The organism is Desulfovibrio sp. (assembly GCF_047607245.1).
In the GTDB taxonomy this organism is placed as follows: Bacteria; Desulfobacterota; Desulfovibrionia; order Desulfovibrionales; family Desulfovibrionaceae; genus Desulfovibrio.
Map to the genome: position 1 here is coordinate 1 of NZ_JASGDK010000131.1, position 23,403 is coordinate 23,403.

Below are 23,403 nucleotides of genomic sequence, written 5' to 3' on the forward strand. Positions count from 1 at the left end.
ATCTGACCCACAAGGGCCATAACGTCGGGGGTAGCAACGGCTGCGTCAAAGTTCAGGTTGCCTTCCTTGATCTGAGCGACCAGATCTTCAGCACCAACCACGTCTGCGCCGGCTTCGCGGGCTTCAGCCTGCTTTTCGCCTTTACAGAACACGGCCACGCGCACAGTCTTGCCAAGCCCGTGGGGCAGGGTAACGGCGCCGCGCACCATCTGGTCAGAATACTTGGGGTCAACGCCAAGACGAATGGCCACGTCAACGGTTTCGTCAAATTTGGCAAAGGCCGCGCCAAGCGATTTGCTCACAGCGTCTTCGATGCTGAAGCGTTCCTGAAGGTCGGTACCTTCGAGAACTTTACGAAAATTTTTGCCGTGTTTAGGCATGGGATAATCCTTGTCGTTTTGCATCTCCTGCCGCACTTCAGCTTGAGTGAAAGCAGCAGTACAATTGATTTCAACGATGGCGACTTCGGAACTATTACATAGTTGCTGAACTGTCGCCCAAGGCCAGAAAACCTGCAAACTACGGAAGCGTCAACCTCCGCAAAGCGGTATGGCCTTACTTTACGTCAATGCCCATGCTGCGAGCAGTACCCGCAATGGACTTAACCGCAGATTCAATGGTGGCTGCATTGAGATCGGGCAGCTTGAGCTTCGCGATTTCTTCAATCTGAGCCATGGTCAGGCTGCCAACTTTGTTACGGTTGGGTTCGCCAGAACCTTTTTCAATCTTGGCGGCCTTCATGATCAGCACCGAGGCCGGAGGGGTCTTGGTGATGAAGGTGAAAGAGCGGTCAGCATACACCGTGATAACCACGGGGATGATCATGCCTTTCTGGTCTTGAGTGCGGGCATTGAATTCTTTGCAGAAGCCCATGATGTTCAGACCGTGCTGACCGAGGGCGGGACCTACCGGCGGGGAGGGGTTGGCCGCGCCCGCAGGAATCTGCAATTTAATCTTGGCAACTTCTTTTTTAGCCATTTGCTTTATCCTTCATCGCTGCTCGCGCTGATCGGCATGAGGCCGCTGCGCGGGGGCAAGTCATTAAGCAAGGTTAGGTGATATTTGCCTCGGCATGCTATGCAAGTAGTACAAGCACACCGTACGGACAAGGAGAGAATCCCGTCCGCAGAACCCTTGTGCGAAAGGGGTCTAGCCTTTGGAAACCTGTGCGAAATCCAGTTCCACAGGCGTTTGGCGCCCAAAAATGGAAACGGAAACCCGCAGCTTTCCCTTGTCGTAGTTAACGTCTTCAACCACGCCGTTAAAGCCCCCAAAGGGACCTTCAATGACGCGCACATCGTCACCCCTGTCAAAGTTGAACTTGGGCCGCGGGGTTTCCTGGCGTGTTTCCATCAATTCCAGAATGCGTTCGGCTTCGCCATCACGCATGGGGGTGGGACGGTTTTTACCCCCCACAAATCCGGTAACTTTGGGGATGGACTGCACCAGATGCCAGGACAGGTCGGTCATGATCATGCGAACCATCACATAACCAGGGTAGAACTTGCGCGTTGATGTACGCTGCTGTCCCCCCTTGGTGGGTTCGATGACTTTCTCGGTGGGTACCACCACTTCCTCAATAAGGCCCTGTTCCTGCCCGGTGCGGCGCAACTCGTTAATGGTTTTTTGCACACGCTGCTCGAAACCCGAGTAGGTATGCACAATGTACCAGCGAGCCTTTTGAGAGAGCTCGGAAGTTTCGTCGATAGCGGGATCTTTCATATTGGCCTTCAGGACAGTATGGTCTTGATCAGGGATGACAGACCAAGGTCAACCAGCCCAAGAATGACGGCCATCACGGCGACAAAGCCCAACACAGCCAGGGTTGCCTTGCGTGTTTCTTTTACCGTGGGCCAGGTCACCTTGCGCAACTCTGCCTTGGCGTCTTCTACGTAGCGCGCGAAGCGTACGAAAACGTTGGGGGCTTTGTCAGCCTTGAGGTCACCAGCCTGAGCTTGTTTTTTTGCCATGGTGTTGTCCGGAGATAAAAAATGGCAGGGCAGGAGGGATTCGAACCCCCAACATGCGGTTTTGGAGACCGCCGCTCTAGCCGTTAGAGCTACTGCCCTGCGTGCCGTCCGGGGGGCTATTAGCCCCCCAGCGGAATTATGTTACCTGGTTTCGCGATGCAACGTGTGCTTCTTATCCCAGGGGCAATACTTTTTCATTTCCAGCCGACCGGTAGTGGTTTTCTTGTTCTTCCGGGTGCTGTAGTTGCGGCGTTTGCACTCAGTGCAAGCCAGAAGTATGTTAACTCTCATAAGTCTACTCGGTGATTTCGGTCACCACGCCCGAGCCAACGGTGCGGCCACCTTCGCGAATAGCGAAGCGCAGACCAGCTTCCATGGCGATGGGAGCGATGAGTTCCACCAGGAACTGCGAGTTGTCACCAGGCATAACCATTTCCACGCCTTCGGGCAGACCGATAACTCCGGTGATGTCCGTGGTACGGAAGTAGAACTGAGGACGGTAGCCAGTGAAGAACGGGGTATGACGGCCGCCTTCTTCCTTGGAGAGCACGTACACTTCAGCCTTGAACTTCTTGTGGGGCGTGATGCTCTTGGGGGCGGCAAGAACCTGGCCGCGTTCCACGTCGTCACGCTTGACACCGCGCAGCAGAGCGCCGATGTTGTCGCCAGCTTCACCCTGATCAAGCAGCTTGCGGAACATTTCCACGCCGGTGCAGGTGGTCTTAACGGTGGGCTTGATACCCACGATTTCCACTTCTTCGCCGACCTTGACCACACCGCGTTCCACACGACCGGTCACAACGGTGCCACGGCCAGAGATGGAGAACACGTCTTCGATGGGCATGAGGAAGGGCTTGTCGATGTCACGCTCAGGCGTGGGGATAAAGGAGTCGCAAGCTTCCAGCAGGTCGAGAATGCACTTGGCTTCAGCGGAATCAGGGCTGTCAGTTTCAAGAGCCTTCAGAGCGGAACCGCGGATCACGGGCACGTCGTCGCCGGGGAAGTCATAGGAAGACAGCAGTTCGCGCACTTCCAGTTCCACCAGTTCAAGCAGCTCTTCGTCGTCCACGAGGTCGCACTTGTTCAGGAATACCACCAGCTGGGGCACGCCGACCTGACGGGCGAGCAGGATGTGCTCACGGGTCTGGGGCATGGGGCCGTCAGTGGCAGCCACCACCAGGATACCGCCGTCCATCTGGGCAGCGCCGGTGATCATGTTCTTGATGTAGTCGGCGTGACCGGGGCAGTCCACATGCGCATAGTGACGATTGGGGGTCTCGTATTCAACATGCGAGGTGGAGATGGTGATACCACGTTCCTTTTCTTCGGGGGCCTTGTCGATTTCGTCATACGAAATGAACTTGCCACCGTTCTTCATGTTCGCCACTTTGGTGATGGCGGCAGTCAGAGTAGTTTTGCCGTGGTCGATATGGCCGATGGTGCCGATGTTTACATGGGGCTTTTTGCGTTCAAATTTTTCCTTGCCCATTGTACGTCTCCCTGGAGAAAATAATGTTTGCGTTTTACCTGCGTTACAAAAAAGTGCTTTAAGCTTTGCGTGTGTAACGCCTGCTCCTCGCGTAACGGCTGCGGCAGTGGGAAAAAAACCGTTGGGCGGCCCGCTGTCCGCATTCAGTCCCTGGACACCAGGGAACGTGCATTGGCGGACGGGTTGACTGAGGGGAGGAAATCAGCAGGAATGGAGCGGGAAACGGGATTCGAACCCGCAACCCTCAGCTTGGAAGGCTGATGCTCTAGCCGTTGAGCTATTCCCGCACGCTACCGTAGTTCCCCGACAGGCACCCTGTCTCCTACAGCCAAGGCAGTTTTTTGTAACCAGCCACCAACCGTCTGAGCTTATGGAGACGGAAAAGTGGTGGTGGAGGGGGGTGGATTTGAACCACCGAAGTCTTACGACGACAGATTTACAGTCTGTTCCCTTTGGCCACTCGGGAACCCCTCCACTCGTGCCGCTTAAGGTCGGGCAAGTGTCCTTCCTTTGACCGGCGTAATTCTGGAGCTGGCGATGGGACTTGAACCCGCAACCTGCTGATTACAAATCAGCTGCTCTGCCAGTTGAGCTACGCCAGCGGCAAGAGTGCTATTTAGCGACTTCTGATGTGCTTGGCAAGTAAAAAATGCATTTTGTCGAATTTTTTTTATAATTTTCTCTGGCGCGGCAGTCGGATAAGTCCTAAAAAGCAGCGCCAATCCTGAATAAATGCCATTTTCCCGCCTGAAATTAGCTGCAGGTACGACGAGCCATTGTGCAGCGCTCAAACCCGGCCAAATCTCTATGAGTCTCGGTATCTTCAAAAAAATTGTTCGCCCGCAGCAGACGACGTGTGCTCGCACCCTGCGCTGCGCCGTGCTCCAGCAACAGTCGGCCACCGGGTTTGAGCGCACTGCCTGCCGCCTTAATAACGGCTTCAAGGTGTCCCATTCCTTCATGTGGCGAAAACAGGGCGCTGTGTGGCTCGTAAGCAAGCACTTCGCCCATTACCATCGAGCGTTCGTCTTCGGCGATGTATGGCGGGTTGCTTACCAGCATGGCGTATGCCCCGTGCGCCAGAGGTGCCCTGTGCATATCGCCATTCAGGATGGCGACGCTGTGTTGCGCGTTGAGCCGATGAGCATTCTGCCGTGCAGTTTCCAGTGCGTTGCCGCTGATATCCATGAGCAGGCCATGCCAATGGGGGAGTTCCAGAGCCAGAGTGATGCCAATACAGCCCGAGCCTGTGCCCAGGTCCGCGAAATAAAGACCGGTGCCCTGCCTGCCCATCTGGGATTCTAGTTCCCCTGCCGCCTCAAGAGCTTTATCAATGAGCAACTCTGTTTCGGGGCGTGGGATAAGCGTATGGGGAGTCACCAGAAAGTCACGCCCATAAAATTCTTTACTGCCAGTTATGTGGGCCAGCGGTTCACCGGCAGTTCGTCGGCCAACGAGTGCATCGAGGCTATCAAGTTCATGTGCCAGCAGTTCGCGTTCCCCTTGTACTACGCAGGCGATACGATCAAGGCCGAGCACGTGGCTTACCAGCACATGCGCGCAAAGGCGGGGGCTATCCACCCCCGCCTTTAGCAGTGTTTGCGCGGTTTCAGTAAGGTACTGGCGCAGCTTCACAGGGTTCAGGCTCCAGCTTCATCGCCGGAGCGGCTGGTCTTGCGTCTGGTGCCAGCAGGAGCTGGCGTCTTTCGGGAACGGGCAGCTACCACGTCCTTGTCATTCTTGCCATCTTCAGTTTTGTTTTTGCCATTCTTGTCGGAACCGGAAGCGCCGCCTCGGCCGCTTTTGCTCTCAAAAACAAGGGGGAGCAGCTCGTCGTAGTGGTGCACAGGATGCACACTTATACGCTTAAGCAGTTCCTTGGGCACATCTTCAAGATCCTTGGTGTTCTGCCAGGGGATGATCACGTGCTTAAGGCCACGTGCCACGCCTGCCAGAATTTTTTCCTTTATGCCGCCCACGGGCAGCACCCGGCCTTGAAGGGTTATTTCGCCAGTCATGCACAGGTCGGCCCGTACACGGCGTCCGCTGAGGGCCGAGATGAGGGCCGTGGTAAGCGTGACGCCTGCTGACGGTCCATCCTTGGGGGTGGCTCCGGCTGGCACATGCACATGGATGTCGAATTCCGACACAAAGGACGGATTCACACCCAGTTCTTCGGCACGGCTGCGAATATAGCTCAGAGCAGCCTGGGCGCTTTCCTTCATGACATCACCCAACTGACCTGTGAGCGTAAGGCCGCCCTTGCCCTTCATGACAGTGGCTTCCACTGTAAGCACTTCGCCGCCCGCAGGAGTCCAGGCCAGACCAAGAGCCATGCCGGGCATGAGCTTCTTTTCCTTTTCGTCTTCTATGAAGCGCGGCGCGCCCAGCAACTTCTCCACATCGGCCACGTCAACCTTGAAGGGGCCTTTTTTGCCTTCAGCCTTGCGGCGTGCAAGCTTGCGGCAGATAGAAGACAACTCGCGTTCAAGGTTGCGCAGGCCCGCTTCGCGCGTGTATTCTTTGATAACCTTTTCAAGGGCCGCTTCTTCCAGAACCACGTCCTTTTCTTCCAGGCCGTTTTCCTTGATTTTTTTGGGCAGCAGATGCTTACGCGCTATTTCGGCCTTTTCCTGCATGGTGTAGCCGGGCAGGGTAATGACCTCCATACGGTCTCGCAGGGCCGCCGGAATGGTTTCAAGATGGTTGGCCGTGCACAGGAACATCACCTTTGACAGGTCAAAGGGCACATTCAGGTAGTGGTCGCTGAAAGTGTAGTTCTGTTCCGGGTCCAGCACTTCCAGCAGGGCCGAAGACGGGTCGCCTCTGAAATCCGAGCCCAGTTTGTCCACTTCGTCCAGCACGATAACCGGGTTACGCGTGCCGGCCTGCTTGAGGCTCTGGATGATACGGCCAGGCATGGCTCCAATATAGGTGCGTCTGTGCCCGCGGATTTCCGCCTCATCGTGCATGCCGCCCAGCGAAAGCCTCTGGAACTTGCGCCCCAGCGCACGAGCGATGGAGCGGCCCAAGGACGTTTTACCAACCCCGGGAGGGCCAGCGAAGCATAGGATCGGCCCCTTGGACTGCGGGTTGAGCTTACGCACGCTCAGGAATTCAAGGATGCGGTCTTTGACCTTTTCCAGGCCACAATGGTCTTCATCCAGAATCTGCTTGGCGTAGGCTATGTCCAGCCTGTCACGCGAAAGTTTTTTCCAGGGCAGCTCTACCATCCAGTCAAGATAGGTACGCACCACGTTGGCCTCGGAGGAATCCGCATGCATGCCAGCCAGACGCCGCAGTTGCTTGTCAGCTTCCTTGCGTACATCCTTGGGCAGGCCTGCCTTGTCCAGAGCGGCCTTCAGGTTTTCCAGCTCTTCTTCGCCTTCTTCTTCCTTGTCGCCAAGCTCCGTGCGGATGGCTTTAAGCTGTTCGCGCAGGAAGTAGTCTTTCTGCGCCTTATCCATTCCTTCGCGTGCGGAACTCTGGATGCGAGCCTGAACTGTGGCTACCTCCACCTCGCGTTGCAGCTGGGTATTGACCAGCATGAGGCGGTCCAGAGGGTCTTCAGCCTCCAGAATACGCTGGGCGTCAGAGGTCTTCATGCGCATATTGGCGGCGATGAGGTCGGCCAGACGACCCGGATCGTCAACACCTTGCAGAACGGCCAGCACGTCCGGCGAAGAAAGGCCGCGCAATGACAGCACCTTCTCGCTCTGTTCGCGTACAGATCGCAGCAAGGCCTCCACCGTGGGATCTATCTTGGGCGTGGTTTCGTGCAGGGTTTCAATCTGAGCTTCAAGGAAAGGCTCAACCTGACTGAAGCTGCGCACACGTGCGCGGCTTACGCCCTGCACAAGAATTTTTACTCGAGAGTCGGGCATCTTGAGCATGCGCATGACCTGCACAACCGTGCCAACCTGATAGAGATCGTCCGGGCCGGGGTCTTCAGTGCCTTCTTCTTTTTGGGCGCAGACAAGCAGATGACGTCCGTTTTTCAGGGCAGCATCCACAGCTTGAACGGATTTTTCACGGCCAATGAAGAGGGGTAGAATCATGTAGTTAAAAATAACCACGTCGCGCACGGGCAGAACGGGCAGCGTATCCGGTATGCTTTGCATGGCAGCCATGAGGCCGCCTTCGTTTTCCGCCGTATCCTGCGCGAGAGGGTTAGTGTCCCGCTGTTCTTCGTTTTCGATGCCCGGGTCAGTGCTTGAACCGAGCTCTTCCATATTTAGGAAAATATTTTTGTCATTGTAATCAGCCATATAGTCTCCCTGACTGCCTATTATATGGTCTGCATCTGCGTGATGCTGTAGCAGTCTCCCTCAGTAACAATAACGTGATCCAGAAAGCGCAGGCCCAATTGTGGTGCAAGTCTTTGCAGTTCGGCGGTAAAAGTTTTGTCCGCCTCCGAAGGAGCGGGGTTGCCGCCGGGGTGGTTGTGCACCATTATAATACCGCTGGCCTTACGCAACAGCGCTGTCTCAAACACTTCTCTGGGCTTCATAGAAACCTCTGCAACTCCACCTCGCCGCAGGCACTCCCACGATGTAAGCCTGTTTCGCTGGTCTACCAGCGCCAGCCAGCATTCTTCGTGAGGGCAACCCGCCAATCGGCTTTGAGCCATGCGGGCCACTGCTTGAGGTGTTGCCAGAACTTCTCTTTTGCGCATGGCCGAAGCCAGATAACGGCTGCGGGTTTCGCGTATGACCTCAAAAAAGATCATCAGTCCTGGCCCAAAACCGGGGACTGCCAGAAGCTCATCGGGCCGGGCGTCCATGACGCCCCTGATGCTGCCAAACCTTTGCAGCAGTTCCTTGGCCAGAGGTTTGGTGTCCTTCCGTGTGAGGGCATAGCCCAACAACAGTTCCAGTACCTCGTAATCTGCCACAGCGGCTGGTTCATGCTCAAAACGCTCACGCAGTCTGGCTCTGTGGCCTGCGTGCAGTGGTGTCGGGTCTGGCTTTGCTGTCATAAGGTAAGCAGTCTTGGAGGTTATGCAAGAGGCAGAGATGTGACTACAGGGATTTTGCCCGCAGTGGGGCGGGAAAGTGGGGATTGCTTGCGGTGGATCATGCGCGGCCCTGTGCGCGGGCAAAGAGGGCTGTCATGCGGGCGGCCAGAAAATCCAGGCTTTGTTCCGGGCTGCGCCGGCCACTTTTCACGAACAGCTCCGCGTCGACCACAAGGGTCATCCCCTGAGCGATACCTTCTGCTCCCAGGCGCTGGGCGAGCTGTTTTTTTGTGCCAGCGTCCTGTGGGCGCATGCGTGGATTTTCGCCTGCATGGCACTGCCAGAGGAGGCGCAGTTCGCGGGCCAGCAGAGCCAAAAGGGAAAACAGCAGGCTGTCGCCGTCTTTGCTGCGCGCAAGCTCTCTCCATACGGCAGGCAAATTGCCAGCCTGCATGTGGCGTATGCAGGCAAAAACGTCACACTCCGGGCTCCACGAGGCAGTGGAAATCATTGCAAGGCTTATGTTGCCCTCAGGGTTGCCGGGTGTATCGCCAGTGGAATTCCCCGCCACATCCTCGCGCTTTGTCAGCGTTGCGCGAAGCAGAAGCAGTTTTTCGAGCTCATTTTCAATGGCCAGCGCGTCAGGAGGAACTGAAGCGCAGAACTGCTCAAGAGCGTCAGGCTCAAACCGCAATCCAAGCGATTGGCAGCGTTGCAGCACATGTTTTTTAACCGTGCGCTCGTTAAGCCCTTCATGCCGCCATATCCAGCCCTGCTTGTCGGCAAAACCCATGCAGGGCAATTTGCCCAAGTGAGCGGGAATTTTGGGTTGGCCCCGTTCCCAGTTTACTTCAAGGCAGAAGAAAGGCCAGCATTGGTCTGAAGGGCGAGCCAAAGCGTGCGAAATTTTTTTCCACACAGCTGCGGGCCATTGGTTGGCCTGCCGTATGATCAGGGCGCGTGGCGCTCCAAAGAGTCCTTGAAGAGTGAGGTGTTCCCAGAAGCGCTGGGGAGGTTCTTCATCACCCCAATAAACGTGTCGTTCCCACTGAACTGAACTGGCCTGGGGCATAAGACCGCCGCCAGTTACTGGAGGATGCGCGGCCAGCAGCCGGTTCAAATGGGCGCGTAGCAGCTGCCCGTCGGGGCAGACAAGGAAGGTAAATCCGGGATGGGCGGTGCTCATGTTTGGATGCCGTGCTGTAGTGGTCCCGGCAGTGGCCAGACCATTGTGTCAAGGGTAAGCCTGTCAGGGCAGTAGCATACCGATAAACGCTTTTGCAGGGAAGAGGAAAGGAGAAGGGACGCTTTTCTGCAAAAGCGCCCCTTCAATAAAGTGTTCCGTGGAGCGGTATGAAGCCTAGTTGGCCACAATGTTGACCAGCTTGCCCGGCACCACCACCACCTTGCGCACGGTAAGCCCGGCAAGATGGCGCTGCACAGCGCTGTCGGCAAGGGCCGTGGCTTCCATAGCGGCCTTGTCAGCCTCAGCAGGAATTTCCACAGTGCCCCGCAGCTTGCCGTTGACCTGAAGGGCCACGGTAAGCATGTCCTGAGCGGTTGCTGCCTGACTCCAGTCTGGCCAAAGTTCGTCAGAAACCGGGGTGCTGTGACCAAGACGTTCCCAAAGTTCATCACAAACATGAGGGATGATAGGCGAAAGCAAGGTTATGGCTGTGCTCATGGCAGAGGAAAACACGCGGCGGTCAGCCTCATCCATGCCCAACTTTTCCCGCGAAAGGTACATGCTGTTGACCAGTTCCATAACTGCGGCGATAGCCGTATTGAACTGGAACCGATCGCCCATGTCTTCTCTGGCTTTCTTGACCGTGAGGTGCTCACGGCGGCGCAGGTCGCGGGCTTCGGAACTCACAGCGTCTTGCTCGGTGGAGGCGCAGGCCTTGATGGGCAGCAAGCGTTCCTGTTCTTCCGTGAACAGTCGCCATACGCGGCCAATAAAGCGCGAAGCGCCCTCAATGCCGGAATCGGACCAGTCAAAGTCACGTTCAGCCGGGGCAGCGAAAAGGCAGAACAGACGCACGGTATCTGCGCCGTATTTTTTGATCATTGCGGTGGGGTCCACCACGTTGCCCTTGGATTTGGACATCTTGCCGCCGTCTTTGAGCACCATGCCCTGAGTGAGCAGATTGCTGAAAGGTTCGGCAAGTTCGGCGGGGAAGAATCCCATATCGCGAAGCAGCTTGGTGAAAAAGCGGGAGTAGAGTAGGTGCAGAATAGCGTGCTCCACACCGCCTATATACTGATCCACAGGCAGCCAGTATTTAATGGCGTCCATGTTGAAAGGAGCTTCACTGTCGCGGGCGCTGGTAAACCGGGCGAAATACCAGGATGACTCCACAAAGGTGTCCATCGTATCGGTTTCGCGCCGGGCAGGGCCGCCGCACGTGGGGCACGTGCAGTGTGCAAACGAAGGGGTATCAGCCAGGGGCGAACGTCCGTCGCTGTGGGTCTTTACATCCAGGGGCAAAAGCACAGGCAGGTTTTCTTCCTTTTCAGGAACAATGCCGCACTGGTCGCAATAAATCACAGGAATGGGCGAACCCCAGTAGCGCTGGCGCGAGATGTTCCAGTCGCGCAGACGAAACTGCGTGGTGGCCTTGCCTTTGCCCTGTTTTTCAAGGCTCTGGGCCACGGCTTTCTTGCCATCTTCGTTGGGCATGCCGTCAAAGGGGCCGGAGTTGACCATAACGCCGTCGGAGGTGAAGGCCTCGGTCATGCTTTCCGGGTCCAGTCCTTCGCCTGCGGGATTTATGACCACATGCAGAGGCAGGCCATACTTACGGGCAAATTCAAAATCTCGTTGATCGTGGGCAGGCACACCCATAACTGCGCCTGTTCCATAGTCTGCCAGAACAAAGTTACCGAGCCACAGGGGCACGCGCTGCCCTGTGAACGGATGTATGGCATAAGCCCCGGTGAAAATGCCTTCTTTTTCTACAACATCAGACTGGCGATCCAAACGGTCCATATTGCGGATACGTTCCACAAAAGTGCGCACTTCTTCAGCTTTGGAGTAACCCTCTATGAGTTTTTCAACCAGGGGATGCTCGGGTGCCAGGGTCATGAAGGTAACGCCAAAGACCGTGTCAGGCCTGGTGGTGAACACGTCTATGCCTTCGACACCCGTGATGGCTTTTTCAAGGCCAAAGCTAATGGCGGCGCCAGTAGATTTGCCAATCCAGTTGCGCTGCATGGCGATAACGCGGTCGGGCCAGCCACCTTCAAGCTTTGCCAGATCTTCAAGCAGTTCGTCACCATAGGCGGTGATTTTGAGAAACCACTGCGTCAGGTCTTTTTGCACTACTGGGCTATCGCAACGCCAGCACAACCCGTCGATGACCTGTTCGTTCGCCAGTACAGTATGGCATGACGGGCACCAGTTTTGAGGTGCCTTTTTGCGGTAGACCATGCCCTTTTCCAGCAGACGCAAGAAAAACATCTGTTCCCAGCGGTAGTATTCCGGGCGGCAGGTGGCAAGTTCGCGAGACCAGTCATAAGAATAGCCCAACCGCTTCAGCTGCGTGCGCATATTGCTGATATTGGCGTACGTCCATTCAGCAGGGTGGGTATTATTTTTGATGGCCGCGTTTTCGGCAGGCAGGCCAAAGGCATCCCAGCCCATAGGGTGCATCACGTTGAAGCCCTGCATGCGCTTGCTGCGCGCCACCACATCCCCGATGGAATAGTTACGTACATGGCCCATGTGGATGTTGCCCGAAGGATAGGGAAACATTTCGAGTACATAGTATTTGGGCTTATTGCTTTCATGGCTGCAGGCAAAAGCGTTTTCAGCCTGCCACCGAGCCTGCCATTTTTCTTCAATAGCTTTGGGATTGTAGCGTTCTTCGTGTGTCATGGGGGCATACCGATTCAGAAAGATTAATTGGCGGATGTGACGGATCGTTGCAGTTCGCCAGATTCCAGAGCTTTGGCCACTGCGTCAAGAATACCATTAATGAAGTTTTTGGCATTGCCTTCGCCAAATTGGCGGCTTAGCTCCAGAGCCTCATTTATGGAAACTTTGGGCGGTACATCGTTGCGGAACAGAAGTTCGAATACGGCCAGACGCAGCAGCGTCAGTTCCACCCGGCCCATACGGTCTACACGCCAGTTGTGGGAAAACTTGGTGATGGCTTTATCCAAAGCGTCGCTGTTGCTCCATACGCCCTCGACCAATTCCCAGGCAAAGCCTCTGGTGTCGACAGGAACGCCACTTTCTTCACTACGCACGAGATTGTCCGGTGACGTGCGGAAGCTGCGACGCAGTTCCTCGAGGGTCCGGGCCGGTGTGAAGGAAAGACCGTACAAAACTTGAAAAGCCAGTTCGCGTTCGCCGCGTCTTGTAGCATTTTTGGCCTTGGCCATAAGTTTACAACTGCTCCATAACGCGAATGGTTTCCAGCATGGCTGCAGCAGCTTCCACGCCCTTGTTGCCAGCCTTGGAACCGGCGCGCTCAATGGCTTGCTCAATATTATCGCAGGTGAGCAAACCGAAACCGATGGGCATGTTATGCTCCATCATGCTGTGGGCAATACCCTTGCTTGCTTCGGCGCAAACATAGTCAAAATGGGGGGTCCCGCCGCGAATGACCGCGCCCAGGGCAAGAATGCCGTCATACTTGCCGGATGCCGCAAGTTTTTGGCAAATCAGGGGCATTTCGAAAGCGCCGGGAATACGCACCAGGGTAACGTTTTTCGTTTCCAACCCGTGGCGTTCAAGATAATCAAGAGCACCGCCCACCAGGCGGTCTACGATGAAATCATTGAAGCGGGTGGCCACGATGGCTACTTTAAGCCCCTTGGCGTCCAACTGGCCCGCAATGGTTGTCATTGTGCTCATGGCAACTCCTCGGCGCATGGTGATGCGCTTTCATTCTATAGTAATGTGGTGCAAAAATAACAGGGGGCGCGATCCCGAACCGTGCCTACATAAAACCCTGTCGCAGCAAAAATTCCATGTTCAGCCCCGATGATTTCGGGGACGCGTTCTTACCATTTGCAGCAGCTGCCCAAGGGCCCAGCAGGTTGCGCACATACTTGCCAATAAGATCTGTTTCCATATTGACGGACACGCCAGAACGCCAGTGCAGCATGGTGGTGCGCTTCTGAGTGTCTGGAATGATATTGACCTCAAGAAAATCCGGGCCGCGATCATTGACTGTAAGGCTAATGCCGTCAAGGGTTACAGAACCCTTGGAAATGACTTCAACTCCGAATTCGGCAGGAAAGGAGAGGCGGCAACGTATCGATTGCCCCACCTGACGTACTTCGCTCACTGTAGCAAGGCAGTCCACATGACCGCTGACAAGGTGCCCGCCCAACCGGTCGCCCAGTGCCAGGGCGCGTTCAAGGTTGACCAGATGCCCCGTTTGCAGGTTGCCCAACGTGGTGCGCGAGAGGGTCTCGCTTGATGCATAGGCTGTGAACGTGTCTGCTCCGTGCTCTTCAACAGACAGGCAGGCGCCGTTGACGGCTATGGATTCGCCATCAACAATATCGGTCAGAGAAAAAAGCGGGCGCAGGCAGATGCGGCATTCAGCCCCTGTTTTACGGAGTGAGCGCACCTCGCCCTGTCCCTGGATGATGCCTGTAAACATGAAGTTCTACTTTCCTTCAGCAAGCTGCAGCGGGCGCAGTTCAATATGAATATCGCCGCCGCTGATGTGGGTGCCAATAACGCGCATGCGCAGAGCCTCGTCCAGGCTCAGGGGAGCCCTGCCGGAAAAGAGCGGATGCGCATCTTCATCACCCAGAATCATTGGGGCCATATGCAGGCGAAACTCATCCACCACGCCAGATTCCAGAAGGCTGAGGGCCAGATGCCCGCCGCCTTCACACAGAAGATAGGGGCAATGCAGCTCTTCCCAAAGGGTGCGCAACATGTGGGTCAGGTCAGGGCCGCCGCGCAGTGCGGGCCCAAGCGAAAGCACGCGTACGCCCATGTCGCGCAGAGCCTTGGCCGTAGTAGAGGCCGCCGCCGCGGGTGAGGCAAGAAATATGGTCTGCTCTGGCCGTTCCTTGAGGAGGTAAAAGTCTGCGTCCGGTTGGGGCAGGCGTGAGGTCAGCACACAAGCAAGCGGTTGCGGGCAGTCTGGTTCGTCTTCGCTGATGGGGCGCACTGTGAGACGGGGATTGTCAGCCCGAAAAGTGCCGCCGCCCACCAGTACAGCTCCACCGCATCGGCCAATGCCAGCGCGAAGTTGTTGCACTTCCTGCCGGGATTCTTCGGAGCTGATCCACTGGGATTCACCCCGGCGGGTAGCTATACGGCCATCAAGCGTAGCGGCCATCTTCAGGATGACATAGGGCCGCTGTTTTTGCTGCCAAACCAAAAAATCACTTACAAGATCACGGCAGGCTTCTGCGCATACGCCTTCAATTACTTCCAAGCCAGCTTCGCGCAGTTCGCAAGCTCCGCCACAGGCCTCGGGATTGGGGTCGGACAGACCAACCACAATTTTTTTAATTCCGGCCTGGCGCACCGCGTTTGTGCAGGGTGGTGTTTTTCCTTGATGGCAGCAGGGCTCAAGCGTGACAACAAGCGTGCATTGGGACGCGTCTACCCCATTGGCGGCAGCGTTCTTCAGGCAAGCCACTTCAGCATGGTCCTGTCCTGCGGCCCGGTGCCAGCCTCTGGCCACAACCTGGCCGTCATGCACCAGTACCGCGCCCACCATAGGATTGGGCCAGGTTTTCCAGCGGCCCTTTCGCGCAAGGGCAATGGCTTCACGCATGAAGGGGCTGTAATCCAGTTCAGACATGGTGCCTACTCCGGCTGGGGGCTGATGACAGGTGGAACGAAGTTCAGTTTTTCCACATGTACTCCTGCTTCACCGAGCATGGTTGTAGCAAGCTCGTCAGGGTACTGTTCCGCGTAATAAATATGGCGTATGCCGCAGTTGATCAGCATTTTACTGCACTGTACACAAGGATGGGTAGTGCAATAGAGCTCAGCACCGCTGATGTTGATGCCGTGCACGGCAGCCTGGATAATGACGTTTTGCTCGGCATGCAGGCCCCGGCAGATTTCATGCCGCTGGCCGGAGGGAATCCCCATCTGTTCGCGCAGGCAACCCACTTCGAGGCAATGAGGAACGCCTGCCGGAGCACCGTTATACCCTGTTGCAAGAATACGCTTGTCCTTTACGGCAACAGCGCCAACCTTACGGCGGGTGCATGTGGATCGTCCACTTACAAGGTAAGTGATATTCATGAAATATTCAGGCCAAGGTAGTCGTTGCATCGGGCACCCGTTAGAATTTTACTCAGTTTACATAGTGGCGACGTAAAAGCCAAGCTGCGGCGGAACCCTTAAGGAAAAACACTGCGCTGAAAATAAAAAGCAAGAGCGCTCATCTGCCTGCCTCACAATCCAGATCATTTGCGCTCAAAGGCGAAATTCACGGTCCTGCGCGTGGCGTTGGCGCTTCACAAGTACGGCCCGAAGGTGGTGAACCTTCGGGCCGACGAAGGCCGTAAAAAGCATCACGCCTTAATAGGCAAACAAGGGGAACTGATGGGCGAACTCTTCAACATTTTTACGAATCTTTTCAAGTTCCGCAGTGTTGTCGCGTTTTTCAAGAGCCGTCACAATGAACTGGGCCACGGTGCGCATGTGGTCCTGCTTCATACCGCGCGTCGTCAGGGCCGCAGAGCCCAGACGCACGCCAGACGTCACAAAGGGAGAACGCGTTTCAAAAGGCACAGTGTTTTTGTTAACAGTAATGCCAGCAGTATCCAGCGCGATTTCTGCGTCTTTGCCAGTAATGTCCTTGTTGGTCAGGTCAACCAGCATGAGGTGGTTGTCTGTTCCGCCAGAAACAAGGTTGTAGCCAGCTTCGGTAAGGCAGGCAGCCAGAGTGGCTGCGTTGTCTATCACCTGCTGCTGATAGGCCTTGAACGAGGGCCGCAGGGCTTCGCCAAGCGCCACAGCCTTGGCGGCGACCACGTGCATGAGAGGACCGCCCTGAATGCCGGGGAATATCTGGCTGTTGAGCGTTTTGCCCATATCTTCGGTGGACAGGATCATGCCGCCACGGGGGCCGCGCAGGGTTTTGTGCGTGGTTGTGGTGGTGATGTGGGCATGGGGCACCGGGCTCTGGTGCAGACCTGCAGCCACAAGACCAGCGATGTGCGCCATATCCACCACAAGCTTGGCGCCAACTTCATCAGCGATGGCGCGGAAGCGAACGAAATCGATAGCGCGGGGGTAGGCGCTGGCACCAGCCACAATAACATTGGGCCTGTGTTCGCGAGCTTTGGCAGCCACATCGTCGTAGTCGATCCGGCCAGTTTCGCGTTGCACGCCGTAGGAAAAAATTTTGAAAAGACGTCCAGAGAAATTCACCGGGCTGCCGTGCGTGAGATGGCCGCCGTGCGAAAGGTCCATGCCAAGAATGGTGTCGCCAGGCTTAAGAAAAGCCAGGTAGGCAGCCATGTTGGCCTGCGAGCCGGAATGGGGCTGCACATTGACGTATTGGGCGTCAAAAAGCAGTTTGGCTCTTTCCTGGGCAAGAGTTTCAACCATATCCACATATTCGCAACCGCCGTAATAGCGTTTGCCTGGATAACCTTCGGCATACTTGTTGGTGAGTATGCTGCCTTGTGCCTGACGTACTGCTGCAGAAACAATATTTTCGGAAGCGATAAGCTCAAGCTTACCCATTTGCCTCTGTGATTCCAGCGCGATGGCCCGGGCGATTTCCGGGTCCTGAAGCAGAATTTCATCCATGAACTTGGCATCCTTAGCGAAATATACTGCCCGCCACAGTGGCGGGCAGTGATGTGAATAGGCTGGACCCGGCGCGGGGGGCAATTCTGCGGCCAATAGACCGCGAGAGACTCCCGGGTTTTCCTGTTGACACAGGCGGGCTAGTTACAACGCACTATTTATCCCACTTTTTCAATATCAGACTGGCATTGGTGCCGCCAAAACCAAATGAGTTGCACATGGCGTACTCACAGACGATATTTTTTGATCCATCAGCCATATAATCGAGATCACAGGCCGGATCAGGATTTTCAAGGTTGATAGTGCCAGGCAGCATTTCATCGTGCAGGGCCAAAGCTGTGAATACGGATTCTATACCGCCAGCTGCGCCAAGCAGGTGCCCCGTCATGGACTTTGTAGCCGAGATTTTGATCTTTTGGGCATGATCACCAAAGACAAGCTTGATGGCCTTGGTTTCAATGCTGTCGTTGAGCATTGTAGACGTCGCGTGGGCGTTAATATGGCCGATAGCTGCGGGATCAATAGCCGCTTCGCGCAGGGCATTTTGCATGGCTCGGGCCATACCTTCGCCATTGTCGCAGGGGGCGGTCATGTGGTAGGCGTCGCCCGAGGCGCCATAGCCCACCATTTCAGCGTAAATTTTCGCGCCGCGTTCCTGCGCAGACTCAAGAGTTTCAAGCAGCAGCAGGCCAGCCCCTTCACCAATAACAAAGCCATCACGGTTGGCGTCAAAAGGACGCGAGGCCTTTGTTGGCTCGTCGTTATTCTGGGTTGAGAGCGCCTTGAGAGCCGTGAATCCGGCGACACCAAGAGGAGTAACCGTAGCTTCAACACCGCCGCTGATAACAGCTTTGACCCTGCCGAGCAAAATTTCGCTGAAAGCCGTTCCCATAGCGTGAATAGCCGAAGCACACGCCGTGGTGGTGACAATATTGGGGCCCTTGGCACCAGTGAAAATGGAAATTTGGCCCGGACCCATGTTGGAAATAAGCATGGGGATCATGAAGGGCGAAATTTTGCTGGGGCCGTGTTCCAACAGCTTGGCATGATAGGTTTCAATGGTGTGCAGGCCGCCAAGGCCAATGCCGAGTATTACGGCGGTGTCATAGGCATTGGCGTCCGTCACTTCATAGCCCGCATCCTTGAGCAGCATCTGGGCCGAAGCCACGGCAAACTGGGTAAAGCGGTCCATACGCCGCACTTGTTTGGCGGGCATGAAATCTTCGGGCACAAAATTTTTCACTTCGCCTGCGATGCGTGAATCATAGGCAGAAGCGTCAAAAAGCGTGATGGGCGCGATGCCCGACTCGCCTGCGAGCAGTTTTTTCCAGGTGCTCTCAATATCGTTGGCGAGGGGCGTAACGCCACCAACACCAGTGATTACTACGCGGGGACGGGTCATGCATGCTCCTTTGAGGCGGGAAGGGGGCTTACAGCCCCCTCACTCGCTGCAGATCTGACGAACAAACCTTGGCTATTTCTTTTCTTCAATATAGGAAATGGCGTCCTGAACCTTCAGAAGCTTCTGGGCATCGTCGTCGGCGATTTCGATTTCGAACTCTTCTTCCATGGCCATGATCAGTTCGGTCAGGTCAAGAGAGTCAGCGCCCAGGTCTTCCACAAAGCTGGCTTCGGGCTTCACTTCATCAGCGCTCACGCCCAGCTGGTCCACAATAATTTTTTTAACTTTTTCGGCGACATCAGACATGGTATCCTCCAGGTAATTTTAATGATCATTCCAAAACCCGACCTTTGAGATCGGGAGTGTCTTCGGAGCTCCGCCTAACAGTACATGCCCCCATTTACACCAAGCACCTGCCCGGTGATGTAGGCGGCTTTGTCCGATGCTAGAAAGGCCACAGTTTCGGCCACTTCCAGAGCTGTGCCCATGCGCTTGAGCGGAATAGAATCCTCATAGCCTTTACGCACGTCGTCGCTGAGAATAGCGGTCATGTCTGTTTCAATAAAACCAGGGGCCACAGCGTTAACCGTAATCTGCCGGGCGGCCAGTTCTTTGGCGCAGGACTTGGTGAGGCCTAACAGGGCGGCTTTGGCCGAGGAATAGTTGACCTGGCTTGCGTTGCCTATCTGACCCACCACCGAAGAAATATTTACAATGCGGCCCTTGCGGTTCCTGCTCATGATTTTGGCAGCCTCACGAGTACAGATGAAGGCGCCGCGCAGGTTGACGTTAATGACCTGATCAAAGTCCTCGTCCTTCATACGGACAAGGAAGCCGTCCTTGGTGATGCCCGCATTGTTGACCAATACGGCAAGGTTGACGCTGTCCTTGATTTCGCGAGAGAAAAAATCGGAAACAGCGGCGCTGTCGCTTACGTCCAACGCAAAAGCCCTTGCCTGTCCACCAGCTGCCTTGATTTCGGCAACCACTTGCTCCGCTTCGGTGGGGCGGCTCACATAGGTAAGAAAAACCTGAAAACCGTCGCGGGCAAGGGTTTGGGCAATAGCCCGCCCAATACCGCGCGAGCCGCCAGTCACAAGAGCTGTGGGCGTGGCGGTGGGCGTGGAATGCTCTGTACTCATGCTCGTTCTGCCTTTGCTGAGAGTGCTGTTTATAGCGTGACCATACGTTGATTTCAATGCCAGAGAACAAGGAATATCAAATATGTCCTACAGCAAAACTGTGCTCTGGCCTGAAAGCGCCGCCTTCGGAGGCTGGCCTCGCCATGAGGCGTTGTGTAAAATCCGCGCGTGAATAAGGCTACAGGCTGGCGGCTTGGGCGCGGAACATCCAGAAAAGATTAAAATCGCAGCAGGGCCGCGCCCCAGGTCAAGCCCGCGCCAAAAGCCGTGACGAGCAGACGGTCGCCGGTCTTGATGCGCCCGGCGGCACGGGCCTCCGAAATGGCCAGTGGAATAGAGGCAGAAGATGTATTGCCGTACTTGTCCACGTTGACAAAGACACGGTCACCAGCCATGTCCAGGCGGCTTCCAACGGCCTCAATAATGCGCATGTTTGCTTGATGGGGTACGAGCAGGTTCACGTCTTTGGTGGAAAGACCATTGCGGGTCAGCACCTCTTCGCAAATATGCACCATATTGCGAACCGCGTGCTTGTAAGTTTCGCGCCCCTGCATGGTAATGAAGAAGTCGTCGTCAACGGAATCACCCTTGGAGTAGCGGCTGCTGGTGCCTCCGCCCACTACAATAAGATCCCGCTGTGTGCCGTCGCTCTGACACACCACGTCTTCAAGCCCGGCCAGGACATTGCCCGAAGAACCGGTGACAATGCATGCTGTGGCTGCATCGCCAAAGAGTACGCAAGTACTTCTGTCGCTCCAGTTTACACGGCGGGTCAGAGCCTCGGTGCAGACAAAAAGAATTTTTGCGTCTGGCTGGTGGGCCAGAAGGCTGCGGCAAAGAGACAAGCCGTAGATAAAGCCAGAACAGGCAGCGCCAAAGTCAAAAGCCATGACAGGCCCGGTGCCGAGCTGCCCCGCAATGATGCAGGCTACAGAAGGGGAGAGCACATCAGGAGTGCACGTGGCTGTGATGACGTGAGTAAGCTCTGATGCCTCAATGCCAGCTTCTGCCAGTGCCTTGCGGGAAGCCTTAAGGCCCAGGTCGGAGGCGTTTTCGTCGTCGGCCAACTTGTGACGCTGCTTTATACCAGTGCGGGTGACAATCCATTCTTCATTGGTGTCAACCACCTTGGTGAGGTCTTCGTTGGTCAGGACTGCGTCCGGCACATAGGCGCTCAGAGCAAGCAAATGGCAAAGAGGATTCATGCTGTAATACCGTCGGTTAGATGGCGCGTGAGAAGCGCGTGAGCTCCTCGTTGGCCAGAATGGTCTCGGCAAGGTGGCTGTTGGTGCCCTTGCGGACAAAGGTGCCGCCCATTTTGATGGCATTGGTCATGGCCAAGGAACTGGAGCGGCCATGACAGACAATGGCCAGCCCCTGAAGACCCAAGAGTGGCGCGCCGCCGTATTCGGCATAGTCGATAGTGCTGGCAAACCGCTTAAAAGCCCCTTTGGCAAGCATGCCGCCAAGGGCAGGCAGTACGCCGCTGGTGAAGACTTTTTTAAGCATGCGCATAAGCGATGAGGCCAGGCCTTCGCTCATTTTGACCACCACGTTGCCTACAAACCCGTCGCAGACCACTACATCCAGATCGCCGGTAAAGATGTCCCGCCCTTCGGCGTTACCTACAAAATTGAGGTTTTGAGCCATCTTCAGAAGTTCATAAGCTTCTTTGACCTGAGAGTTGCCCTTTCCTTCCTCTTCGCCGATGCTCAGAAGGCTGACGCGAGGTGAGGGGTAGCTTAGCAGGTCCCTTGCGAAGGCGTCGCCCATAAGGCCAAACTGAAAGAGGTGGTAGGGGCGACAGTCAACGTTAGCTCCGGCGTCAAGCACGACCACGGGATTTTTTTCCGTGGGCAGCAATGCGGCCAGAGCTGGACGTTCCACACCCTGAAGGCGGCCCATAATGAACATGCCGCAGGCCACAGTAGCGCCAGAATGTCCGGCGCTGACCACGGCGTCAGCGGCACCCTCCTTAACCAGGCGGCAGGCCACCTGAATAGAAGAGTTCTTTTTGCGGCGCAGAACGTCTGAGGGTTTCTCATTCATGTGCACCACATCATCTGCCTGAACAATATCATAATGCACGTTTTTGAGGTCAAGCTTGTCCAGCTCGGCCTCCAGCTTGGGGGTGTCACCCACAAGCTGGACATGCAGATCATGAAGTCGGGCAGCCTCAATGGCGCCCGGTACCACCACGGAGGGACCGAAGTCCCCGCCCATGGCGTCCACGGCGATGATGGGGCGCTCGTTCATTACTCGCTATCGGTCTTAGCAACGACCTGGCGACCCTTGTACGTACCGCAGCTGGGGCAGACGCAATGGGGCACAGTGGGCTCACCGCAGGAACAATAGATAACGGCGGGAATGGCCACACGATCATGCGAGCGACGCATACCCTTACGGGAGCGGGATTTTTTGTTTTGTTGAACGGCCATGGTATTCTCCTTTTCTGTCCTTACGGACGCATAAGGCAAAGGTATGGCGGGTAGCGCCAAAAAAGGGCTTGCCCGCAAGACTCAGCAGCTTAGTAAAAAACTTTAGAAATGTCTAGGCTCCGTCTACAGTAATCCGTCAGACATGAGCCGTTTTTTGCAAGCCGCCATGCAGTATGAAGTCGAGGCGGCTTGTCAAAATTTGTTTAATTCTTGTGCAGGGTAAGTCCCCGCAGAACAGCCATGCGGGGGTCAACCTCTTCGTGCTCGCAGGCGCAGAGTCCTTCATTGAGGTTGGTTCCGCAATTGGGGCACAGGCCTTTGCATGTCGTGTTGCACAGGGGCGTCACAGGCAAGGCCAGCATAAGTTCTTCCCAGCAGATGGCGGCCAGATCAAGCATGGGCGCGTTGTTTACAAAAACAAGGCGGCTGGCGGTGTCTTCCTCTGGCATGGCAGCGGGGTGTCCACCGGGGTTATCAAGCTCATCGCTTTCTGGCTGCTCTTCAAAATCTTCAAACCGTGAATTGACGATAGCTGGGGCGTCTTCGGCACAGCGGCTGCATGGCAATGCCACTTCGCCGGTCAGAGTGCCGCGTACGAGCCAGCCGCCTTCAGTGGGCAGCACGTAGATGCTGGCACTCAGGGGCTTGGTTACGCGACAATCCATACTGAACTCCTTGATGGAGTCCTGCCAGATTTCCTGGTCATCCAGGTGAAATTCTCTGCCCTCCGGGGGGAGGTCGTTGAGAGAGATGCGATAATTTTGCATGCTGTACCTCGAAAGTTGGACTACATACCCTTGCTCATACCAGTTGTCAAGAACGACGGCAAAGACCATTTTTTTACCCAGCGGCCGGGCAAAGTAGCCGGGTGGTTTCAGCCAGGACTTCGTCACGGGTGCTTTCGGTTGCCGTACTTTGGGTGAGATAGAGTGTCAGTATGATCGGCTGTCCCGTTGGAGGCAGCAGAATACCTACGTCATTGGCCGTGCCGTGATGGCCGCTGCCTGTCTTGTGCCCGACCTTCCAGCCAGACGGGGCTCCCGCAGGTATGCGACTGGCCCCGGTGGCGCATTCCAGCAACCACTGCAGCAAAAGCTCACGATGCTGAGGAGGCAATATACCATTCATCAATAGAGCATTCAGCGTCAATGCCATAGCTGCGGGACTGGATGTGTCGCGTGCGTCGCCGGGGGTTGCCTGGTTAAGCGCGGGTTCCATACGATCCAGACGAAAAGCCTTGTCTCCTGCGGAGC

The 23,403-nt window shown here is 55.8% G+C and carries 24 protein-coding genes, 4 tRNA genes and 1 pseudogene; all 29 read right to left on the bottom strand.

Features of this window, described 5'->3' with window-relative positions; all coding sequences use genetic code 11:
• Nucleotides 1-380, bottom strand: a pseudogene (locus QM579_RS10495) (50S ribosomal protein L1); the annotation flags it as partial.
• A gap of 175 nt (nucleotides 381-555) precedes the next feature.
• Nucleotides 556-978, bottom strand: coding sequence for a 50S ribosomal protein L11 (gene rplK / locus QM579_RS10500; RefSeq protein ID WP_414999103.1), 423 nt, complete (start codon nucleotides 976-978; stop codon nucleotides 556-558).
• A gap of 171 nt (nucleotides 979-1,149) precedes the next feature.
• On the bottom strand, nucleotides 1,150-1,722 hold the full coding sequence (gene nusG, locus QM579_RS10505; protein ID WP_414999104.1) for a transcription termination/antitermination protein NusG: 573 nt from the start codon (nucleotides 1,720-1,722) through the stop codon (nucleotides 1,150-1,152).
• 8 nt (nucleotides 1,723-1,730) lie between these two features.
• On the bottom strand, nucleotides 1,731-1,970 hold the full coding sequence (gene secE, locus QM579_RS10510; RefSeq protein ID WP_414999105.1) for a preprotein translocase subunit SecE: 240 nt from the start codon (nucleotides 1,968-1,970) through the stop codon (nucleotides 1,731-1,733).
• A 22-nt stretch (nucleotides 1,971-1,992) separates the two neighbouring features.
• Nucleotides 1,993-2,069 (bottom strand) — tRNA-Trp (locus QM579_RS10515).
• Nucleotides 2,070-2,111: 42 nt separating this feature from the next.
• Entirely contained in the window at nucleotides 2,112-2,261 is a 150-nt protein-coding gene (gene rpmG, locus QM579_RS10520) for a 50S ribosomal protein L33 (RefSeq protein ID WP_183717748.1), read from the bottom strand.
• 4 nt (nucleotides 2,262-2,265) lie between these two features.
• A complete protein-coding gene (tuf, locus tag QM579_RS10525) occupies nucleotides 2,266-3,459 on the bottom strand; it encodes an elongation factor Tu (RefSeq protein ID WP_183717749.1) in 1,194 nt (397 codons plus the stop codon).
• A 211-nt stretch (nucleotides 3,460-3,670) separates the two neighbouring features.
• Nucleotides 3,671-3,746, bottom strand: a tRNA-Gly gene (locus QM579_RS10530).
• Nucleotides 3,747-3,847: 101 nt separating this feature from the next.
• Nucleotides 3,848-3,933 (bottom strand) — tRNA-Tyr (locus tag QM579_RS10535).
• A 52-nt stretch (nucleotides 3,934-3,985) separates the two neighbouring features.
• Nucleotides 3,986-4,061, bottom strand: a tRNA-Thr gene (locus QM579_RS10540).
• Between the two features lie 151 nt (nucleotides 4,062-4,212).
• A complete protein-coding gene (gene prmC / locus QM579_RS10545; RefSeq protein ID WP_414999106.1) occupies nucleotides 4,213-5,094 on the bottom strand; it encodes a peptide chain release factor N(5)-glutamine methyltransferase in 882 nt (293 codons plus the stop codon).
• A 5-nt stretch (nucleotides 5,095-5,099) separates the two neighbouring features.
• The gene (gene lon, locus QM579_RS10550; protein WP_414999107.1) at nucleotides 5,100-7,727 is read right to left on the bottom strand and encodes an endopeptidase La; all 2,628 of its coding nucleotides are present in this window, start codon (nucleotides 7,725-7,727) and stop codon (nucleotides 5,100-5,102) included.
• Between the two features lie 20 nt (nucleotides 7,728-7,747).
• On the bottom strand, nucleotides 7,748-8,437 hold the full coding sequence (locus QM579_RS10555; RefSeq protein WP_414999108.1) for a JAB domain-containing protein: 690 nt from the start codon (nucleotides 8,435-8,437) through the stop codon (nucleotides 7,748-7,750).
• A gap of 97 nt (nucleotides 8,438-8,534) precedes the next feature.
• On the bottom strand, nucleotides 8,535-9,602 hold the full coding sequence (locus QM579_RS10560) for a DNA polymerase III subunit delta (protein WP_414999109.1): 1,068 nt from the start codon (nucleotides 9,600-9,602) through the stop codon (nucleotides 8,535-8,537).
• 174 nt (nucleotides 9,603-9,776) lie between these two features.
• Nucleotides 9,777-12,293 (bottom strand): leucine--tRNA ligase, encoded by a 2,517-nt coding sequence (gene leuS, locus QM579_RS10565; protein ID WP_414999110.1) that lies wholly within the window; start codon nucleotides 12,291-12,293, stop codon nucleotides 9,777-9,779.
• Nucleotides 12,294-12,316: 23 nt separating this feature from the next.
• Nucleotides 12,317-12,802 (bottom strand): transcription antitermination factor NusB, encoded by a 486-nt coding sequence (gene nusB / locus QM579_RS10570; RefSeq protein WP_414999111.1) that lies wholly within the window; start codon nucleotides 12,800-12,802, stop codon nucleotides 12,317-12,319.
• Nucleotides 12,803-12,806: 4 nt separating this feature from the next.
• Nucleotides 12,807-13,277, bottom strand: a complete 471-nt coding sequence (gene ribE / locus QM579_RS10575) for a 6,7-dimethyl-8-ribityllumazine synthase (RefSeq protein WP_414999112.1) — start codon at nucleotides 13,275-13,277, stop codon at nucleotides 12,807-12,809.
• A gap of 85 nt (nucleotides 13,278-13,362) precedes the next feature.
• Nucleotides 13,363-14,034: a riboflavin synthase gene (locus QM579_RS10580; RefSeq protein WP_414999113.1), complete on the bottom strand. Its 672-nt coding sequence runs from the start codon at nucleotides 14,032-14,034 to the stop codon at nucleotides 13,363-13,365.
• Nucleotides 14,035-14,040: 6 nt separating this feature from the next.
• Nucleotides 14,041-15,198, bottom strand: coding sequence for a bifunctional diaminohydroxyphosphoribosylaminopyrimidine deaminase/5-amino-6-(5-phosphoribosylamino)uracil reductase RibD (ribD, locus tag QM579_RS10585; protein WP_414999114.1), 1,158 nt, complete (start codon nucleotides 15,196-15,198; stop codon nucleotides 14,041-14,043).
• A 5-nt stretch (nucleotides 15,199-15,203) separates the two neighbouring features.
• A complete protein-coding gene (locus QM579_RS10590) occupies nucleotides 15,204-15,680 on the bottom strand; it encodes a deoxycytidylate deaminase (RefSeq protein WP_414999115.1) in 477 nt (158 codons plus the stop codon).
• Nucleotides 15,681-15,929: 249 nt separating this feature from the next.
• Nucleotides 15,930-17,168 (bottom strand): serine hydroxymethyltransferase, encoded by a 1,239-nt coding sequence (gene glyA, locus QM579_RS10595; RefSeq protein WP_414999116.1) that lies wholly within the window; start codon nucleotides 17,166-17,168, stop codon nucleotides 15,930-15,932.
• A gap of 154 nt (nucleotides 17,169-17,322) precedes the next feature.
• A complete protein-coding gene (gene fabF / locus QM579_RS10600) occupies nucleotides 17,323-18,570 on the bottom strand; it encodes a beta-ketoacyl-ACP synthase II (RefSeq protein WP_414999117.1) in 1,248 nt (415 codons plus the stop codon).
• A gap of 72 nt (nucleotides 18,571-18,642) precedes the next feature.
• Nucleotides 18,643-18,876, bottom strand: coding sequence for an acyl carrier protein (locus QM579_RS10605; RefSeq protein WP_183717762.1), 234 nt, complete (start codon nucleotides 18,874-18,876; stop codon nucleotides 18,643-18,645).
• A 74-nt stretch (nucleotides 18,877-18,950) separates the two neighbouring features.
• Nucleotides 18,951-19,712 (bottom strand): 3-oxoacyl-[acyl-carrier-protein] reductase, encoded by a 762-nt coding sequence (gene fabG, locus QM579_RS10610; protein WP_414999118.1) that lies wholly within the window; start codon nucleotides 19,710-19,712, stop codon nucleotides 18,951-18,953.
• Between the two features lie 218 nt (nucleotides 19,713-19,930).
• Nucleotides 19,931-20,917 carry a beta-ketoacyl-ACP synthase III gene (locus tag QM579_RS10615; RefSeq protein ID WP_414999119.1) on the bottom strand — a complete coding sequence of 329 codons (987 nt, stop codon included), beginning with the start codon at nucleotides 20,915-20,917 and terminating at the stop codon, nucleotides 19,931-19,933.
• 16 nt (nucleotides 20,918-20,933) lie between these two features.
• Complete coding sequence (gene plsX, locus QM579_RS10620) at nucleotides 20,934-21,968, bottom strand: phosphate acyltransferase PlsX (RefSeq protein ID WP_414999120.1); 1,035 nt, start codon at nucleotides 21,966-21,968, stop codon at nucleotides 20,934-20,936.
• A complete protein-coding gene (gene rpmF / locus QM579_RS10625) occupies nucleotides 21,968-22,150 on the bottom strand; it encodes a 50S ribosomal protein L32 (protein WP_179981261.1) in 183 nt (60 codons plus the stop codon). Before rpmF ends, plsX begins: the two co-directional genes overlap by 1 nt.
• A gap of 203 nt (nucleotides 22,151-22,353) precedes the next feature.
• Complete coding sequence (locus QM579_RS10630; RefSeq protein WP_414999121.1) at nucleotides 22,354-22,917, bottom strand: YceD family protein; 564 nt, start codon at nucleotides 22,915-22,917, stop codon at nucleotides 22,354-22,356.
• Nucleotides 22,918-22,990: 73 nt separating this feature from the next.
• Nucleotides 22,991-23,403 (bottom strand): serine hydrolase (locus QM579_RS10635; RefSeq protein WP_414999122.1); only part of this gene is annotated, 413 nt, incomplete at its 5' end.

Coding starts and splice junctions, on each gene's coding strand:
- rplK (WP_414999103.1), bottom strand. CDS start 978: ATGGCTAAAAAAGAAGTTGCCAAGATTAAATTGCAGATTCCTGCGGGC.
- fabG (WP_414999118.1), bottom strand. CDS start 19,712: ATGAGTACAGAGCATTCCACGCCCACCGCCACGCCCACAGCTCTTGTG.
- QM579_RS10615 (WP_414999119.1), bottom strand. CDS start 20,917: ATGAATCCTCTTTGCCATTTGCTTGCTCTGAGCGCCTATGTGCCGGAC.
- lon (WP_414999107.1), bottom strand. CDS start 7,727: ATGGCTGATTACAATGACAAAAATATTTTCCTAAATATGGAAGAGCTC.
- nusB (WP_414999111.1), bottom strand. CDS start 12,802: ATGGCCAAGGCCAAAAATGCTACAAGACGCGGCGAACGCGAACTGGCT.
- nusG (WP_414999104.1), bottom strand. CDS start 1,722: ATGAAAGATCCCGCTATCGACGAAACTTCCGAGCTCTCTCAAAAGGCT.
- rpmF (WP_179981261.1), bottom strand. CDS start 22,150: ATGGCCGTTCAACAAAACAAAAAATCCCGCTCCCGTAAGGGTATGCGT.
- QM579_RS10605 (WP_183717762.1), bottom strand. CDS start 18,876: ATGTCTGATGTCGCCGAAAAAGTTAAAAAAATTATTGTGGACCAGCTG.
- QM579_RS10590 (WP_414999115.1), bottom strand. CDS start 15,680: ATGCAACGACTACCTTGGCCTGAATATTTCATGAATATCACTTACCTT.
- fabF (WP_414999117.1), bottom strand. CDS start 18,570: ATGACCCGTCCCCGCGTAGTAATCACTGGTGTTGGTGGCGTTACGCCC.
- leuS (WP_414999110.1), bottom strand. CDS start 12,293: ATGACACACGAAGAACGCTACAATCCCAAAGCTATTGAAGAAAAATGG.
- ribE (WP_414999112.1), bottom strand. CDS start 13,277: ATGAGCACAATGACAACCATTGCGGGCCAGTTGGACGCCAAGGGGCTT.
- QM579_RS10630 (WP_414999121.1), bottom strand. CDS start 22,917: ATGCAAAATTATCGCATCTCTCTCAACGACCTCCCCCCGGAGGGCAGA.
- ribD (WP_414999114.1), bottom strand. CDS start 15,198: ATGTCTGAACTGGATTACAGCCCCTTCATGCGTGAAGCCATTGCCCTT.
- tuf (WP_183717749.1), bottom strand. CDS start 3,459: ATGGGCAAGGAAAAATTTGAACGCAAAAAGCCCCATGTAAACATCGGC.
- QM579_RS10555 (WP_414999108.1), bottom strand. CDS start 8,437: ATGACAGCAAAGCCAGACCCGACACCACTGCACGCAGGCCACAGAGCC.
- QM579_RS10560 (WP_414999109.1), bottom strand. CDS start 9,602: ATGAGCACCGCCCATCCCGGATTTACCTTCCTTGTCTGCCCCGACGGG.
- secE (WP_414999105.1), bottom strand. CDS start 1,970: ATGGCAAAAAAACAAGCTCAGGCTGGTGACCTCAAGGCTGACAAAGCC.
- rpmG (WP_183717748.1), bottom strand. CDS start 2,261: ATGAGAGTTAACATACTTCTGGCTTGCACTGAGTGCAAACGCCGCAAC.
- QM579_RS10580 (WP_414999113.1), bottom strand. CDS start 14,034: ATGTTTACAGGCATCATCCAGGGACAGGGCGAGGTGCGCTCACTCCGT.
- glyA (WP_414999116.1), bottom strand. CDS start 17,168: ATGGATGAAATTCTGCTTCAGGACCCGGAAATCGCCCGGGCCATCGCG.
- plsX (WP_414999120.1), bottom strand. CDS start 21,968: ATGAACGAGCGCCCCATCATCGCCGTGGACGCCATGGGCGGGGACTTC.